Here is a 15576-nt window from a genome sequence, read left to right as displayed (position 1 = left end):
TATGACAAGTGATTCACGCAAGATTACAAGCTAAAAAGGAACTATATGAAAATTGGAATTATCGCTGCCATGGAGCAGGAATTGGTGCTTCTAGTGGAGCAATTGGAAAATAAGGTTGAGGAAACCATTCTTGGAAATACCTACTACACAGGACGTTTGGGCAAACACGATGTGGTTTTGGTTCAATCAGGTGTTGGTAAGGTCATGTCAGCCATGTCTGTGGCTGTTTTGGCGGACCACTTTGAAGTTGAGGCCCTCATTAATACTGGCTCTGCAGGGGCAGTAGCGCCTGGTCTAAAGATTGGTGATGTGGTCGTGGCTTCAAAGTTGGCTTATCACGATGTTGATTTGACAGCCTTTGGCTATGATTACGGCCAAATGTCTATGCAGCCACTATATTTCGAGAGTGATGCAAGCTTCGTGACGACCTTTGAGAAGGTTTTGGCTCAAGCGTCAATTGACAGTAAGATTGGTCTTATCGCTACCGGTGATAGCTTTATTGCTGGTCAGGACAAGATTGATGCCATTAAGGGGCATTTTCCAGAGGTTTTGGCTGTTGAAATGGAAGGGGCGGCTATTGCTCAGGCAGCTCACAGTGTCAAGAAACCTTTTATCGTTGTGCGTGCCATGAGTGATACAGCAGCTCACGATGCCAACCTTACCTTTGACGAATTTATTATTCAGGCAGGGAAACAATCGGCTGCCATCTTGATAGACTTTTTGGAAGAACTTGACTAAATTGTTATCACACAATCCCTAAAAGCTACAGAAATTTAACCTGAGTTTTAGGTAAATTAGAAACTATTTGACAATTATTAATTATTTTCTTCTCATAATTGAATATTTTTGAAAATATTTTATAATATCACGAAAACACTAGCAATTGAGTTTAAAAGCTTTATTGTTAGTGTTTTTTGTGTGTTTTAGAAAAATTTTAGTAAAATTTAGTGCTTTTTTCTTACAAAAACAGGAAAAAGTGTTGCACAATTTACAAAAATGTTAATTAATTGTGACTTACATCTTGCAAAAAATTAGAATAGGAGTATAATGCTGGTTGGGAAAGATAAAAATGTTTTGTAAATGGAGGATATTATGAATAGGTTATTTAGTGATTCGAAGCAACGCTTTTCCATCCGTAAATTTTCAGTCGGTATTGCATCCGTTTTGATTTCAACTGCAATTTTTGGTATTGGTACAGCACAAGCCGATCAGGTGACAGAGGTTTCTAGTCAACCCGCTACAGATGTGGTGAATGTCTCAGCAAATCAGTCATCGTCAGAGGTTACAGTGCCATCAGTACCAACTACAGCAGTAAGTACTGAAAACACAGGTACATCAGTTGATGTTCCAAAGAATGTTAAAGCAGACAGTCCAGCAGCTTCATCTGTCAGTTCAGAACAGATTGAAGCTCCACATGGAAATGTGAGTAGCGAAGCATCAAATAGCTCTACAGCTTCAAATGCCACTGGTGTAACTAGTGAGCGTTCAGCTAGTGATTCAGCAAGTGTTGCTGATCACAAGTCAGCTGAACATGAAGCACCTGTAGAGGCTAAGAAATTGACGAATAGTAGTACTCCTACTAGTACTTCTGATACTCAAATAACCAAAACGGGAACTGAAATTCATGTTCAAAACCCTAATGTTGAGCTTCAATTTCCAGACGGAAATAGTATTTACTCAAGAAGTAAGGTTGTTTATCATGATATTTTATTCCCTAACGATATAGCTATTAATTCAGGTGACAAAGTTGTCTTCACTCTTCCAAGTGAATTGCAATTTAAGACAAGCTATAGTGTAAATGTTTACAACCCTAATAACGAAGTTGTTGGTATTGCTCAGGTAGATCCTAAGAATAACAGCGTTGTAACCACATTTAATCATTATTTCGAAGATCACCCTATTGGGAAATATATGAATTTAGAGTTAGATACACTCTATTCAGAAGCTCTCAAAGATGGCGAAAAATTGCACCTCAATTTCAATGGTCATGTCGTTAATGTGACAGTTGGTTCTGCAAATCCTATCCCTGGTGACGAAGTCATTGCTAAATGGGGTAGTCAGGACAAGAATGATCCAACCCTAATTAACTGGGGAATGCGTCTCAATTATGCAAGACGTGTGTTGAATAATCTTCAATTGATCGATACTTGGTCTGATAATCAAAGATTTGTTGATAATTCTTTAGAGTTGCGTTACATTGATTCTGCTGAGCCATGGGTTGATAAGGGTTCAGCTATGGAATTGATTAAGAGTTTCTCTCACGACGATACTAAATTTGAGTTAAATCTTGGTCGTTTGGACCGTATGGTTTATGTTTGGTATCAGACACGATTGACCAACCCAGCATCAGATTCTAATAATCCTACGAATAAAGTTGACCTTCATGCAGATGTTGAGTCAAAAACATATACTTCTGAAGTACGTTTGGTTGGGGGCCTTGGAAATGTCGGCGGTGAACAAGAAGTACGTTTCAATCTTGAATTAGCCAAAGAGTTGGCAGGTAGAGCCTTGAAAGATAAGGAATTCACCTTCAAATTGGTTGATATGACAGATAATAAGATGGTTGATCTTGGTGAAACAACCAATGATGCCACTGGTAAAATTGTCTTCTCAAATCTTGTTCTTAACCAACCTGGTACCTACCACTATCGTGTGACAGAAGTTCCTGGTAATGATAGTGACGTCGTTTATGATAAGCTTCAAGCTGATGTGACTGTCCAAGTGGCTAGAGAAACCACAGATGGCCGAGAAAAATTAGTGGCCAAAGTGGTTTATCCAGGTGACGTTATCTTCAACAATAAATTGGTCACACCAGCCAAAGCTAAGATTCAATTTAGCAAGGAATTGAGCAAGTCAGGTGTAAATCAAGCTTTGACTGCTAATGAATTCCAATTTGTCCTCAAGGATGAAAAAGGTAATGTTGTCCAAACTGTAGGTAATACAGCAGACGGTCATGTTAACTTTAGCGAATTGACTTTCGACAAGGTTGGTACTTACAACTATACCGTTGAAGAAGTTGCAGGTAAGGATGGCGCTATCGTCTATGATACGATGAAAGCTGCTGTTTCTATCACTGTGACACGTGATGGGGATGCTCTTGTTTCAACAGTTGTTAATCCAAAAGATACTATCTTTAACAACAAGTTTGCGACTCCAGCTCAAGCCTCTATCCAGTTCAGTAAGGAATTGAGCAAAGCAGGTGTTAACCAAGCCTTGACTGCTAATGAATTCCAATTTGTCCTCAAGGATGAAAAAGGTAATGTTGTTCAAACTGTAGGTAATACAGCAGATGGTCGTGTTGCCTTTAGTAACCTTAGCTTTGAAAAACCAGGTACCTACACTTATACTGTTGAAGAAGTCAAAGGTAATAACGAAGACATCATCTATGATGGTATGAAAGCAACGGTATCAATTACCGTGACACGTGACGGAGAAGCCCTAGTATCAACCGTTACAAATCCAAAAGACACTATCTTCAATAACTATGTCAAAGAATTGAAACCAGCTAAAGCTAAATTCGTATTGACTAAAGTTCTTGCAGGTCGTCAACTTCAAGATGGTGAGTTTAGCTTCGTCCTCAAAGATGAAAAAGGTAATGTTGTCCAAACTGTGACTAACGATGCTAAAGGTAACATCAACTTTGACAGTATTAACTATGATAAACCAGGTGTTTATTACTACACTGTCGAAGAAGTCAAAGGTTACGAATCTAATGTGGTTTATGACAGCATGGTAGCTAAACTTAAAGTGACGGTTACTAAGAGTGTTGGTGATAAGGAAAACTTGCTCGTAGCAGCAGTTGTCCTTCCTTTGGATACAGAATTTAACAATAGTTACATTCCACCAAAATCTCCAAAACCACAAACACCACCAACTCCAACAAGACCACCACATGTTCCACAAAAACCATCAGTGGTTTCTACAACTTCATCAGTGAACCCACAACCAGCTAAGCCAGTTCAATCTTCTGTGAAATCAGGACCTCAACTTCCAGAAACTGGTCAAGCCAGTGATAAAGCCTTGCTTGCTCTTGGAGTGGCAGCAGAAGTAGCTGCAGTCATGGGTATAGCCTATAACCGTCGTCGTAAAGACATTTAAGGTGATAACTAAAAACAGCTTGAAACTTTTGTTTCAAGTTGTTTTTGCTTTTTCAAGTTCGCAATTGTTATATTAGGACACGAACTCAATATAGGGAGTCTTAAGGAGTAAAATAAACTGTTTTTTGAAGATGTCAGGTGGCGTTGGAAATTCTTGAGAAATCCACAGTTGGATGATGTTAAGGATATTGAGGAGAAATAATTCTTGTAAGAAAGGCTTTGGTATTTGAAGGTCTAACTCTGTTGGACTTATATTTTCTTTGAGCCATTTTCCATAAGTGATTTGCAAGAAGCTTCGCCAACTTGGATCAGCTGCGGTCGTGTAAAGACATCTTAGCCAGGTTCTTTTAGAGTAAAGTAAGGGAATAATATTATCGCAAAAGAGTGTGATTGGATCTTTAGTGGTTAGATCCTGTTCGATATGAGAATGGATATCGGCATCAATCATTTCATGAATATACTGAATTAATTCATCATAATTGTTAAAATGATTTTGATAAATAGACTGCCTAGATATGCCTGCCTCCTTGGCAATTTGGGTTAAGGTAAAGTGAGTGCTAGAAGGGTGTTTAGAAGCGAGCGAGAAGAAGGCATTGATAATATTTTCTCTAGTTCCTTTAGGCATAAGAATCTCCTTAGTCTTTTATAATTTTATTATATTGAAATGCTTTTCAAAATCAATAGTCGTGCTAGCAAAAGAGGAATAAAAAGCTGACACCGTGTAAATTTGTGAGGCCTATCTATCCGATAAATTGAGAATTTCCTATGAGAAAGAGTAGGTTGGAAATTAGGCTTAGTTGTAGCAGTTACAGATTTAGAGATTACTTTTTTTGGGGAAAGGTCATTGACAGGACGTCATGTTTTTACTATTGATTGCACCGTTCTTGAGGCTTAATATAACTATAATACAAAGGAAAGAAGGTAATTCTGATGTTGGTTTGGCGAGTTGTGACGGTGGTGGAATTGCTTGTGTTTGCCCTTTTGGTAGCCTTTATCTTGCTTAGACCAGCAGATGCAACAGGTGTTGATAATAGCCTGACTATGCAGCTAATCAGTCTTGGTTTGATTGCCTTCTTATACTTGCCATTTCTCATAGGTCAAGTTATCTGGTACATTATCCTAAAAACAAGAAAGTCGTCTACCTCTCTCTGATGGTCAAGAGGAGGACTATTACTTTAATTGAAGAAGTTGATTGACTACTATTGCAATATCATAGAATAAAGAGGCAGAAATTGATTTTCTGTCTCTTTATATCTTTTATCGTCATGAGTTTAGTGTTTTTTCCTTGATTTTGAGAGCTTTTTAAGACTTGAGGAGCCAGCTTCCAGATGAAATTTCGTCCAAATTAGGCTATAATTGTTAATATGAAAGTTCTACTTTATCTTGAAGGAAAATCGGTTCTTGAAAAATCAGGAATTGGTCGGGCTCTCCACCATCAGATGCATGCCTTGGACTTGGCGGGGATTCCCTATACAACAGACATCTTGGGTGATTACGATGTTGTTCATATCAATACTTACGGACCACGCAGTTTGATGTTGTTGCATGCTGCCAAACGTCGTGGCAAGAAGGTCATCATGCATGGTCATTCGACACGTGAGGACTTTGAAAATTCATTCATCGGTTCCAACTTGATGGCCCCTCTTTTTGGGAAATACTTGGCCCACATGTATCAAAAGGCTGACTATGTGATTACGCCATCTGAGTATTCCAAAAAGTTGATTCAGTCTTACGGGGTAACTACGCCGATTATTGCTGTTTCAAATGGTATTGATTTGAAAAAATACGGTAAGGACCCACACAAGGAAAAAGTCTTCCGTGACTATTTTGGCATTAAGGAAGGACAGCCAGTTGTGATTTGTGCTGGCCTTTATTTTCAACGTAAGGGGATCGAAGACTTTGTCAAGGTTGCTGAGAAGATGCCGCATGTTCGATTCATCTGGTTAGGCAGTATCAGTAAGTGGTTGATTCCTAAGAAAATTCGAGACATTGTCAATGGTAAGCATCCTGATAATGTCAGCTTCCCAGGTTATTTTAAGGGGGCGGTTTTTCAGGGGGCTATGAGTGGCGCCAGTGCTTTCTTTTTCCCATCTTACGAGGAAACAGAAGGAATTGTGGTACTTGAAGCCTTTGCTAGTTATCAGCATGTGGTCTTGCGTGACATTCCAGTTTATGAGGGCTGGGTTGACGACACGGCTGCCACATTTGGACATAATGTGGATGAATTTGTAGTGGCCTTGCAAGATATTATTGATGGTAAAGTGGACAAACGTGAAGCAGGGTACAAGGTTGCGGAAAGTCGCTCGATTGATGATGTGGCTCAGAAACTTGTAGAAGCCTACAAAGAAGTATTGGAGATTTAAATGCGTATCGGATTGTTTACAGATACCTATTTTCCACAGGTATCCGGTGTTGCGACGAGCATTCGCACATTGAAGACGCAGTTGGAAAAAATGGGGCATACGGTCTTTATCTTTACAACAACTGATAAGGATGTTGATCGCTATGAGGATTGGCAGATTGTCCGTATTCCTAGTGTGCCTTTCTTTGCCTTTAAGGACCGACGTGTGGCTTATCGTGGCTTTTCTAAGGCACTGGAGATTGCCAAGCAATATAAGCTAGATATTATTCATACGCAGACTGAATTTTCTTTGGGTCTTCTTGGAATTGCGATTGCGCGTGAACTCAAGATTCCTGTCGTGCATACCTATCATACGCAATACGAGGACTACGTTCGCTACATTGCCAAGGGCATGGTGATTCGACCAAGCATGGTTAAGTACATTGTTCGTGGCTTTATGAGTGATTTGGATGGGGTCATTTGTCCGAGTGAAATTGTTTATGACCTTCTCCTTAAGTATAAGATAGCAGCTGAGAAACGTGTTATTCCAACTGGTATTGAACTTGAAAAATTCCAACGCCCAGAAATCACCGAAGAGGATAAGGAGGACTTGAGAGCCAAACTTGGTATTGCTTCTGATGAGATTATGTTGCTGAGCCTTTCTCGTATTTCTTATGAGAAAAACATTCAGGCAATCCTAGCAGCATTACCATCTGTCTTAAAGGAAGAAGAAAAGGTTCGTCTGGTTGTTGCCGGTGCTGGGCCTTATCTGGAAGACCTTAAGTCGCAGACTGCTAAACTTGGTATTGAGGACAAGGTGATTTTCACTGGTATGATTGCGCCTAGTGAAACGGCACTTTATTATAAGGCTGCTGACTTCTTTATTTCAGCATCAACCAGTGAGACTCAGGGCTTGACCTATCTGGAAGCCTTGGCAAGTGGTACCCCAGTTATTGCGCATGGTAATCTTTATTTGGATAATGTGATTACAGACCAAATGTTTGGAACACTTTATTATCATGATAATGACTTGGCGGGTGCTATTTTGGAAGCAGCCATTGCAACACCTCAAAAAGATGAGAATAAGTGGTCTAAAAAGCTCTATGAGATTTCTGCAGAAAACTTTGGAAAACGTGTTTATGAGTACTATTTGGATTTGACCATTTCTAAGGATTTCCACAATGATTTGAATGGTGAAGATAGCACCATGAAACGGTTGACTCGAATGGTGACCTATCTACCTACGAAGGCTATCACCCTGCCTGTTAACGGATCTGTTCGCATCCTCAAAGGGTCTGCCAAGCAGGTCAAGAAAATCCGCAATATTACAAGACTTTTGGATTAAGTAAGTGCTTAGCTTTTCATCGTTTTACAAAAATCTGAGAATTGCTTCATAAAAGAGATAATTAGCTTGAAAAATTACAGTTTCATGCTATAATAACGCATAGAGACATATCAGTCATGGGAAATCTTTTAGAGAGCGTGTGGTGCTGGAAATCACGCAGAGGACATGATTGGGACTACTCGATTAACTTTTTATGCAAACATAAAACGGTGGCCACGTTAGAGCCAATCAGAGGTGTAGGACAAACTCGTTTTTTGTCGTACACGAACTAAGGTGGAACCACGTTGCGACGTCCTTTTGAGGATGTCGTTTTTTATGTTGTATGAGGGTGCTTTAACAATTTTAAACTGTCTAGTTTAGCTAGGAAATTTTACTTTGTGATTCATGCTCTCTCTTTAATTACTGCAAGAGCTGTTTAGAGCACAAGGTGATATTATCTTTTTAGTTGAAGGAGAATATGATGGGGTTCAAATTTGAAGCTATCAAGGCCTACTTGATTGACCACGGTTTGGATGCTAGTCTTGCTGAGACCATGCACGCTATCTATGCTACTAGGAGAATCGGTAAGTCAACCTTTGCTAATTTCCTAATTGTTTTTACAGAAACAGAGGTTTTGATTATTTCTATAACTCTTTTAGGAAAATTAGGAGATATTATCGCCAAATTTCCTGAAGAGACGATTAAGTCTTATCAGTTTAAGAAACGCTTGTTTATTGGTTATAAACTTCGCCTATTTCTAACTGATGGTAAGGAGATAGACTTCAATGTCAACAAGATATTGATTGGAGCAGGTTGGCATAATACGGAATTGCAAAGCATCCTAGAAACAAACTACTACAACAAAAATAATTAATAGAAAGGACGAAGGGGCTCATCCTATAGAGCCCTGACATCTAAATTATGATTCACATTACTTTTCCAGATGGCGCTGTTCGTGAATTCGAATCTGGCGTTACAACTTTTGAAATTGCACAATCTATCAGCAATTCTTTGGCTAAAAAAGCTCTTGCTGGTAAATTCAACGGCAAATTGATTGACACAACTCGTGCCATCACTGAAGACGGGAGTATCGAAATCGTGACACCTGATCATGAAGATGCCCTTCCAATCTTGCGTCACTCAGCGGCTCACTTGTTTGCCCAAGCAGCTCGTCGTCTCTTCCCAGATATCCATTTGGGTGTTGGCCCAGCCATCGAAGATGGTTTCTACTACGATACGGATAATCAAGCGGGGCAAATCTCTAACGAAGACCTTCCTCGTATTGAAGAAGAAATGAAGAAAATCGTGAAAGAAAACTTCCCTTCTATTCGTGAAGAAGTGACTAAGGATGAAGCGCGTGAAATCTTCAAAAACGATCCTTACAAGTTGGAATTGATTGAAGAACACTCAGAAGACGAAGGTGGTTTGACTATCTACCGTCAAGGTGAATACGTTGACCTTTGCCGTGGCCCTCACGTGCCATCAACTGGTCGTATCCAAATCTTCCACCTCTTGAATGTTGCGGGTGCTTACTGGCGTGGAAATAGTGACAATGCCATGATGCAACGTATCTATGGTACAGCTTGGTTCGACAAAAAAGATCTTAAAACATATCTTAAACGTCTCGAAGAAGCTAAAGAACGTGACCACCGTAAACTTGGTAAAGAGCTTGATTTGTTCATGATTTCTCAAGAAGTCGGTCAGGGGCTTCCATTCTGGTTGCCAAATGGTGCGACTATCCGTCGTGAGTTGGAACGTTATATCGTTGATAAAGAAGTAGCAGCAGGCTACCAACACGTTTATACGCCACCAATTGCATCAGTTGAACTTTATAAAACTTCAGGTCACTGGGATCATTACCGTGAAGACATGTTCCCTCCAATGGATATGGGAGATGGGGAAGAATTTGTCCTTCGTCCAATGAACTGCCCACACCACATCGAAGTCTACAAACACCATGTTCACTCTTACCGTGAATTGCCAATCCGTATCGCTGAAATCGGTATGATGCACCGTTATGAAAAATCAGGTGCCCTTACAGGTCTTCAACGTGTTCGTGAAATGTCACTTAACGATGGACATACTTTCGTTGCTCCAGAACAAATCGAAGATGAATTCAAGAAAATCCTTCAATTGATTATTGATGTTTATGAAGACTTTAACTTAACGGATTACCGTTTCCGTTTGTCTTATCGTGACCCTGCAGATAAGCACAAATACTTTGACAATGATGAAATGTGGGAAAATGCGCAACGCATGTTGAAAGCGGCTGTTGATGATATGGGTGTTGAGTACTATGAAGCCGAAGGAGAAGCAGCCTTCTATGGACCAAAATTGGATATCCAAGTTAAAACTGCTCTTGGAAAAGAAGAAACTCTTTCTACTATTCAGTTGGACTTCTTGCTTCCAGAACGTTTTGACCTTCACTACATCGGAGCTGATGGTGAAGAACACCGTCCAGTCATGATTCACCGTGGGGTTATCTCAACTATGGAACGCTTCACAGCTATTCTGATTGAAAACTACAAGGGTGCTTTCCCAACATGGCTTGCCCCTCACCAAGTAACCCTTATTCCAGTATCTAACGAAAAACACGTGGACTACGCATGGGAAGTGGCTAAGGAACTTCGTGATCGTGGTGTCCGTGCCGAAGTAGATGAACGTAATGAAAAAATGCAGTTCAAGATTCGTGCTTCTCAAACGCAAAAAATTCCTTACCAATTGATTGTTGGTGACAAGGAAATGGAAGATGGAACTGTTAACGTTCGTCGTTATGGTCAAAAACAAACACACACTGAGACTGTTTCAGAATTTGTAGAGAATATCCTTGCTGATATCGCTCGCAAATCACGCCCAGATGCCGAATAAATAAAGGGTCGGTTAGCTAAGCTAACTGACTTTTTAGTAGGATAAACCATGCCTGTTTTTATGAAAAGACTTTGCTTTCTGCTGGGGGCATTCCTAGTCTTATTACTAACTAGCTTTACCTATCATAGATTAGCCTTGCAAAGAGAAAAGGCCTCTCTAACACCTAAAGGTCAACTGGTAGCTGTCAATGGACACAAAATGAGCGTCTTGGTAAAAGGAAACGGCCCGCAAACCCTAGTTTTTCTCTCTGGTGCTGGAACGGCTTCACCGATCTTAGATTTTAAAGATGTGTATGATGGGCTTTCAGACAAGTATAGAATAGTCCTTGTTGAAAGAGCTGGTTATGGTTACAGTGAGGACACGTCTCAGTCAAGGGATGTTGCTGTAGTCCTTTCTGAAACACGTCAAGCACTTGCCAAAGCTCATGTGTCAGGTCCCTATATCGTGATCTCTCATTCAATGGCCTCATTAGAAACGCTCCTCTGGCAGGAAAACTACCCGAGTGAAGTAAAAGCTGTTGTTGGTCTTGATTGGGCCTTTCCAGAAAGTTATTCCCATTTGAAGAGGCATCCTCAGATGTTGCGTCTGGCCCGTTGGGGAAGTCAATTAGGTCTGCTAAGATTACTGCCGAGACAATTATATATGCCCAATGAGAATCTAAGTGATAGTGACCGCCGTCTCTATCAAAAAATAGCTTACAGACAACTCTTGTCGCAAGCTATGTTAAATGAGAGCCTGTGTGTTAAAGAAAATGCTAAAAAGGTGAACTCCACTAGCATCAAGTCACAAATGCCCGTGCTACTCATGGTCTCTAATGGAAAAGGGACAGGATTCAGTCAGGAGCAGTGGCGACACTATGCGACCAGTTTTGCGAAGAATCAGGAAAATATCGAACTAGCGTTTTATGATGCTCCTCATTATTTCTACCACTATCAGACCAAAGAAGTGATTAGAAGCATAGAGGATTTCATACAAGAGACAACTGATTAAATGATTGAGGAGAGATGTGATGCTCATTGGTTCAAAAGCCTTTAATTGCTTATGGAAGGAATGGCAGGAAGAACACCAACCATTGCAAGTACTTCAGTTATTGCTGGCTTATATAGAGATGCCAGAAGACCTATCTGGGGAACTTAAAGAAACCCAAGACTTATTATCTTATTTTGATACTGACTTGGCACCTCATGATTCCTTTTGGAAGGATATTGTTAGGTTAGTAGATTTGGCTTTTCCTGGCGATAGCTTGTCTCAGGAAGGCCTTGTAGAGCGCCAAATTCATCAGCTACGTTACCTGATTTCGAGTCAACAGGCCCAGTATGTGCGGAGGCATTATAAAAAGTCAGGGATGACAGACAAAGAGGCTTTGGCTGCCTATCTCAGATGGAAGCCATTTACCATGTTTGATCAGGGGCGTTTGCACCAGAAGATTGCTGTCCGTGATGGGAAGGTGCTTTATCCTGATGGGATTCCAAGTATCAATCTCAAGATTCTCCTTTATAATCGCATAGAGTTTATTTTGGATAGTCAGGGAAATTTTCTCAATGAGGTCGATGCTGAGAAGGTGACGGAGAGTGGCGTGGTTAATGGCGCTAGTTTCAACTATGGCAATTATAAGCGCCATTGGCAACTGGATGTGGAACCAGTTCAACCACATGATCCCGACTATCGTAATCAGATGACAAAGGGTTTTCGATCTCCTAACAAATTGAGAAAGAAGTGGGGACGGAAAGCGCCCGAACAGTTTGATAAATCTTTCTACAATCCAGAAGGTATCTATGCCCAATCTCATAGGTCTTTAGCAAATGATGTCAAACGCCAAGCCAGAGCTTTTCTCGCTATGGTTTATGGCTTCAAACCGTTCCATACAAAGTAATCAAAGGAGTTTAATATGTCTAAACAACCCCAAAATAATAAGGGAACGGCGGTCCTAGGATCGCTAGTCTTTATGGCCTTATACGCCTTAGGTATTTGGCACAATGCTGTCCGAGGAAATATTCCCTTCCTCATTCTTTGGAGTGTCTTACTCCTTGTTAATATCAGCTATCTGATTTTCCGCTTGAAAAAATAAAAAATAAGACAGACCTGAATTATTGTGTATTCAGGTCTGGCTTATTTTTGTATATTCAATTATAGCTTACCACTTGCTTTCTTCTGGGATAATAATCCAGCAAATGATGTAGAAAAGAAAACCTGTTCCGAATAAGAAAATCGCTGCGGCCCAGATGAGGCGAATAATGACAGGGTCAATTTCAAGATAATTGGCGATACCAGAACAAACACCGGCGATGATCTTGTTGTTTGGATCTCGTCTGAGTTCTTTTTTCATATGATTTACCTCCGTATGGCCTTATTATATCATAACTATTTGAAACCTAGTATTAGTTTTAAGGAAGCATGAAATAGACGATTCCCATGTATTGAAGGGCTGAAGCCAACATGATAAAGAGGTGCCAAATCATGTGGAAGTATGGCTTTTTCTTAGCATAGAAAGCTGCGCCAACCGTGTATGACAATCCTCCAGCCAGCATGAGTCCCCAAAAGGCAGGTCCTGTCTTAGTGACGATAGCTGGAATAATGAAGATAACCAACCATCCCATCATCAGATAGAGGAAGAGAGAGAACTTTTCATTGATTTTTTTGGCAAAGATTTTGTAGAGAATACCAAAAATCGTTGTTCCCCATTGGAGGATGATGATGCTGTAACCTAGCCAACCGCCAACTAGCGAGAGGGCAACAGGCGTATAGCTCCCAGCAATGGCAATGTAAATCATGCTGTGGTCAATGATACGTAGGACCATTTTGTGGGGTGAGTTGTAATCCATGGCATGGTAGATGGCTGAGCTCAAAAACATGAGGAAGAGGCTGATGACGAAAACAGACATTCCTACAGCAGCAGTCATGCCATAACCGTTGTTGGCATGGACGGCAGTGATTGGCAATAGGACCAGCATGGCTATAGCTCCGACAGCATGAGTCACGCTATTAGCCACTTCCTCACCAAAGCTAAGTTTTTTACTGAGTTTGAGGTTGGGAGAAGTATTAAAAGTAGCAGTATTAGACATTGTTTCCTCCTTCAAGGTCGTTCAAAAGTTGATGGGTAGCTCGGTAGCACTGTAGGGTCTGACAGGCCGATAAGATGACTTGCGGTGCATCCTGGGGAATTTGACCATTCATGCAGGCGACAAAGTCATTGTAGTAGGCCTTCTGGCTTTCAGCATCTGTTCGTAGAATTTCCAAGGTTTTCGCAATCTCAGAAATCTCAAAAACGGTCTTTAGACTCGTAATCACAATAAGTCTGGCTACTTGAGTAGCATTGTATTTTTTCTTGATAGGTTTTGCGACATGGCCATGCTTGACATAATTATTGACCATAGAGGCGGTTAGCCCCTTGTCGTTTGGTCCCAAAGTGCTCTGGGTGACCTGATTGACATAGAGCAAAACCTGATCCAAATAGAGTTCAATCTCTGGTAATTCCTCCCAGAGAGGGTAGTGTTGTGTTGTCAAATTATAAAAACCTCTTTATCTAGTTTTCATAACTAGATTATAACATTATAGAAATTCAAGTCAAGTCAGAACTCGTGAGACATAAAAAAGATGTTGAAATAATATATCCAACATCTTTATTATTTATTCGATAAGATTATGTGATTTTTTGGACTATTCTTCTATCACTTTTATGAGTTTCTAAGTTTCTCTAGAATTGCTTGAGCAGTTTCCTGATTCATATGTTTGGCCTTGAGAAGCTCAGTCAAAACTTGAGGCATTTCTTCGGGACTAGCTCCGGCTAACAGGGCCAGAGATTTAGCTTGGAGTTTCATATGCCCTGCTTGGATTCCTGTTGAGGTCAATGCTTTCAGGGCAGCCAGATTTTGGGCCAGTCCAAGAGAGACGATGATACTGGCAAGGGTTCTGGCATCTGGATGGTTAAGTAAGTCGTGGGCGATAGAAACACTAGGGTTAAGTCCGATTGAACCGCCACGGGTTGCAATTGGCATGGGGAGGGTTAATTCTCCCACCAGTTCCTTAGCCTCCTGATCATAGGTCCATGTAGATAGGCCACGATAGCTACCATCCTTGCTAGCATAGGCATGGCTTCCCGCCTCAACTGCTCGCCAATCATTTCCGGTTGCGATAACTAGGGCATCGATACCATTGAAAATTCCCTTATTATGGGTAGCTGCTCGGTAAGGGTCCACCTGAGCCAGTTGGCTGGCTAGTTCTATCTTCTTGGCTAGGTCATGGGCTTCTTCCTTATTTCGACTGAGGAAGCGTGTGCTAAGACGGCAAGTCGCTGTCACAAGGCTTTCGGTAGCTAGATTTGAGAGAATGGCCATGAGGCTTTGACCTTGGGAGAGATTTTCCAATTCTGGTACCAGCGCTTCCATCATGGTGTTAACCATATTAGCTCCCATGGCTTCTTGGGTATCAACGGCTAGATAGACAATGAGGAAGTCACCCTTGGTGTCAGTCCAGAGCTTGCGTGGCCCTCCCCCACGTTTAACGATAGAAGGGTGGGCTTCTTTAGCAATCTCTATAAGCTCTTGACTAGCTGCATGAATTTTACTTGAAGCAGTGGCTTTATCGGGGACATCAAAGAGGGCGACTTGCCCAATCATCTGACGGTTATGAATCGTTGTTGTGAAACCGCCAGAGCGCTTAATGAGCTTATTGGCATAAGAAGCAGCAGCTACAACAGAAGGCTCCTCGGTAACCATGGGAACCTGATAGGTCACGCCATCAACCAACACATCTGGGCAAATGGCAAAGGGAAGTGTAAAGCGACCAATGACATTTTCAGCCATTTGATTGGCGGTTTCAAGAGAAAGTTGGTGATCATTATCCAGAAGGTTTTGCTTTTCCTGAGACAAAAGAGCATTATTTTTCAAATGCTCTTTGCGTTCTTGCGGTGTCTTCTTGGAAAAACCTGTCCAAGAGAGTTTAGTCAT

The 15576-nt window shown here is 41.0% G+C and carries 15 protein-coding genes; 10 read left to right on the top strand and 5 right to left on the bottom strand.

Annotated elements, in window-relative coordinates:
- The first annotated feature begins 45 nt into the window (after window positions 1-45).
- Together HSISS3_RS06860 and HSISS3_RS06855 are read left to right on the top strand one after the other, a co-directional pair.
- A complete protein-coding gene (locus HSISS3_RS06860; RefSeq protein WP_021145811.1) occupies window positions 46-738 on the top strand; it encodes a 5'-methylthioadenosine/adenosylhomocysteine nucleosidase in 693 nt (230 codons plus the stop codon).
- Between the two features lie 354 nt (window positions 739-1092).
- Window positions 1093-4098 (top strand): Spy0128 family protein, encoded by a 3006-nt coding sequence (locus HSISS3_RS06855; RefSeq protein ID WP_021145810.1) that lies wholly within the window; start codon window positions 1093-1095, stop codon window positions 4096-4098.
- Window positions 4099-4170: 72 nt separating this feature from the next.
- On the opposite strand, the gene HSISS3_RS06850 is transcribed toward HSISS3_RS06855, so the two are convergent.
- A complete protein-coding gene (locus tag HSISS3_RS06850) occupies window positions 4171-4722 on the bottom strand; it encodes a TetR/AcrR family transcriptional regulator (protein WP_021145809.1) in 552 nt (183 codons plus the stop codon).
- 305 nt (window positions 4723-5027) lie between these two features.
- Here HSISS3_RS06850 and HSISS3_RS06845 point away from each other — a divergent pair, with 305 nt between their 5' ends.
- The 8 genes from HSISS3_RS06845 to HSISS3_RS06810 all read left to right on the top strand — a co-directional run bounded on the left by HSISS3_RS06845 (window position 5028) and on the right by HSISS3_RS06810 (window position 12698).
- Entirely contained in the window at window positions 5028-5249 is a 222-nt protein-coding gene (locus HSISS3_RS06845; RefSeq protein WP_021152180.1) for a DUF3923 family protein, read from the top strand.
- Window positions 5250-5461: 212 nt separating this feature from the next.
- Entirely contained in the window at window positions 5462-6460 is a 999-nt protein-coding gene (locus HSISS3_RS06840; RefSeq protein WP_021152179.1) for a glycosyltransferase family 4 protein, read from the top strand.
- Window positions 6461-7783, top strand: coding sequence for a glycosyltransferase family 4 protein (locus HSISS3_RS06835; RefSeq protein WP_021152178.1), 1323 nt, complete (start codon window positions 6461-6463; stop codon window positions 7781-7783).
- 460 nt (window positions 7784-8243) lie between these two features.
- Entirely contained in the window at window positions 8244-8636 is a 393-nt protein-coding gene (locus tag HSISS3_RS06830) for a hypothetical protein (RefSeq protein WP_021152177.1), read from the top strand.
- Between the two features lie 47 nt (window positions 8637-8683).
- A complete protein-coding gene (gene thrS, locus HSISS3_RS06825; protein ID WP_021145805.1) occupies window positions 8684-10630 on the top strand; it encodes a threonine--tRNA ligase in 1947 nt (648 codons plus the stop codon).
- A 48-nt stretch (window positions 10631-10678) separates the two neighbouring features.
- Window positions 10679-11620 carry an alpha/beta fold hydrolase gene (locus tag HSISS3_RS06820; protein ID WP_021152176.1) on the top strand — a complete coding sequence of 314 codons (942 nt, stop codon included), beginning with the start codon at window positions 10679-10681 and terminating at the stop codon, window positions 11618-11620.
- A 19-nt stretch (window positions 11621-11639) separates the two neighbouring features.
- Complete coding sequence (locus tag HSISS3_RS06815; RefSeq protein ID WP_021152175.1) at window positions 11640-12503, top strand: DUF3114 domain-containing protein; 864 nt, start codon at window positions 11640-11642, stop codon at window positions 12501-12503.
- Window positions 12504-12518: 15 nt separating this feature from the next.
- The gene (locus tag HSISS3_RS06810) at window positions 12519-12698 is read left to right on the top strand and encodes a hypothetical protein (protein WP_008534060.1); all 180 of its coding nucleotides are present in this window, start codon (window positions 12519-12521) and stop codon (window positions 12696-12698) included.
- A gap of 66 nt (window positions 12699-12764) precedes the next feature.
- On the opposite strand, the gene HSISS3_RS06805 is transcribed toward HSISS3_RS06810, so the two are convergent.
- The 4 genes from HSISS3_RS06805 to HSISS3_RS06790 all read right to left on the bottom strand — a co-directional run bounded on the left by HSISS3_RS06805 (window position 12765) and on the right by HSISS3_RS06790 (window position 15576).
- Window positions 12765-12956, bottom strand: coding sequence for a PspC domain-containing protein (locus HSISS3_RS06805; RefSeq protein ID WP_008534062.1), 192 nt, complete (start codon window positions 12954-12956; stop codon window positions 12765-12767).
- A 58-nt stretch (window positions 12957-13014) separates the two neighbouring features.
- Window positions 13015-13692: a PAQR family membrane homeostasis protein TrhA gene (locus tag HSISS3_RS06800; RefSeq protein WP_021152174.1), complete on the bottom strand. Its 678-nt coding sequence runs from the start codon at window positions 13690-13692 to the stop codon at window positions 13015-13017.
- A complete protein-coding gene (locus HSISS3_RS06795) occupies window positions 13685-14134 on the bottom strand; it encodes a DUF1836 domain-containing protein (RefSeq protein WP_021152173.1) in 450 nt (149 codons plus the stop codon). Before HSISS3_RS06795 ends, HSISS3_RS06800 begins: the two co-directional genes overlap by 8 nt.
- A gap of 170 nt (window positions 14135-14304) precedes the next feature.
- On the bottom strand, window positions 14305-15576 hold the full coding sequence (locus HSISS3_RS06790; protein ID WP_021152172.1) for a hydroxymethylglutaryl-CoA reductase, degradative: 1272 nt from the start codon (window positions 15574-15576) through the stop codon (window positions 14305-14307).

Source organism: Streptococcus sp. HSISS3 (genome assembly GCF_000448605.1).
GTDB lineage: Bacteria > Bacillota > Bacilli > Lactobacillales > Streptococcaceae > Streptococcus > Streptococcus raffinosi.
This window is presented reverse-complemented; position numbering and strand designations above follow the sequence as displayed.

Bases quoted from the DNA above. Each gene is read 5' to 3' on its own strand.
- HSISS3_RS06860 (WP_021145811.1), top strand. From the start codon at position 46: ATGAAAATTGGAATTATCGCTGCCATGGAGCAGGAATTGGTGCTTCTA.
- HSISS3_RS06855 (WP_021145810.1), top strand. From the start codon at position 1,093: ATGAATAGGTTATTTAGTGATTCGAAGCAACGCTTTTCCATCCGTAAA.
- HSISS3_RS06850 (WP_021145809.1), bottom strand. From the start codon at position 4,722: ATGCCTAAAGGAACTAGAGAAAATATTATCAATGCCTTCTTCTCGCTC.
- HSISS3_RS06845 (WP_021152180.1), top strand. From the start codon at position 5,028: ATGTTGGTTTGGCGAGTTGTGACGGTGGTGGAATTGCTTGTGTTTGCC.
- HSISS3_RS06840 (WP_021152179.1), top strand. From the start codon at position 5,462: ATGAAAGTTCTACTTTATCTTGAAGGAAAATCGGTTCTTGAAAAATCA.
- HSISS3_RS06835 (WP_021152178.1), top strand. From the start codon at position 6,461: ATGCGTATCGGATTGTTTACAGATACCTATTTTCCACAGGTATCCGGT.
- HSISS3_RS06830 (WP_021152177.1), top strand. From the start codon at position 8,244: ATGGGGTTCAAATTTGAAGCTATCAAGGCCTACTTGATTGACCACGGT.
- thrS (WP_021145805.1), top strand. From the start codon at position 8,684: ATGATTCACATTACTTTTCCAGATGGCGCTGTTCGTGAATTCGAATCT.
- HSISS3_RS06820 (WP_021152176.1), top strand. From the start codon at position 10,679: ATGCCTGTTTTTATGAAAAGACTTTGCTTTCTGCTGGGGGCATTCCTA.
- HSISS3_RS06815 (WP_021152175.1), top strand. From the start codon at position 11,640: ATGCTCATTGGTTCAAAAGCCTTTAATTGCTTATGGAAGGAATGGCAG.
- HSISS3_RS06810 (WP_008534060.1), top strand. From the start codon at position 12,519: ATGTCTAAACAACCCCAAAATAATAAGGGAACGGCGGTCCTAGGATCG.
- HSISS3_RS06805 (WP_008534062.1), bottom strand. From the start codon at position 12,956: ATGAAAAAAGAACTCAGACGAGATCCAAACAACAAGATCATCGCCGGT.
- HSISS3_RS06800 (WP_021152174.1), bottom strand. From the start codon at position 13,692: ATGTCTAATACTGCTACTTTTAATACTTCTCCCAACCTCAAACTCAGT.
- HSISS3_RS06790 (WP_021152172.1), bottom strand. From the start codon at position 15,576: ATGACTAAACTCTCTTGGACAGGTTTTTCCAAGAAGACACCGCAAGAA.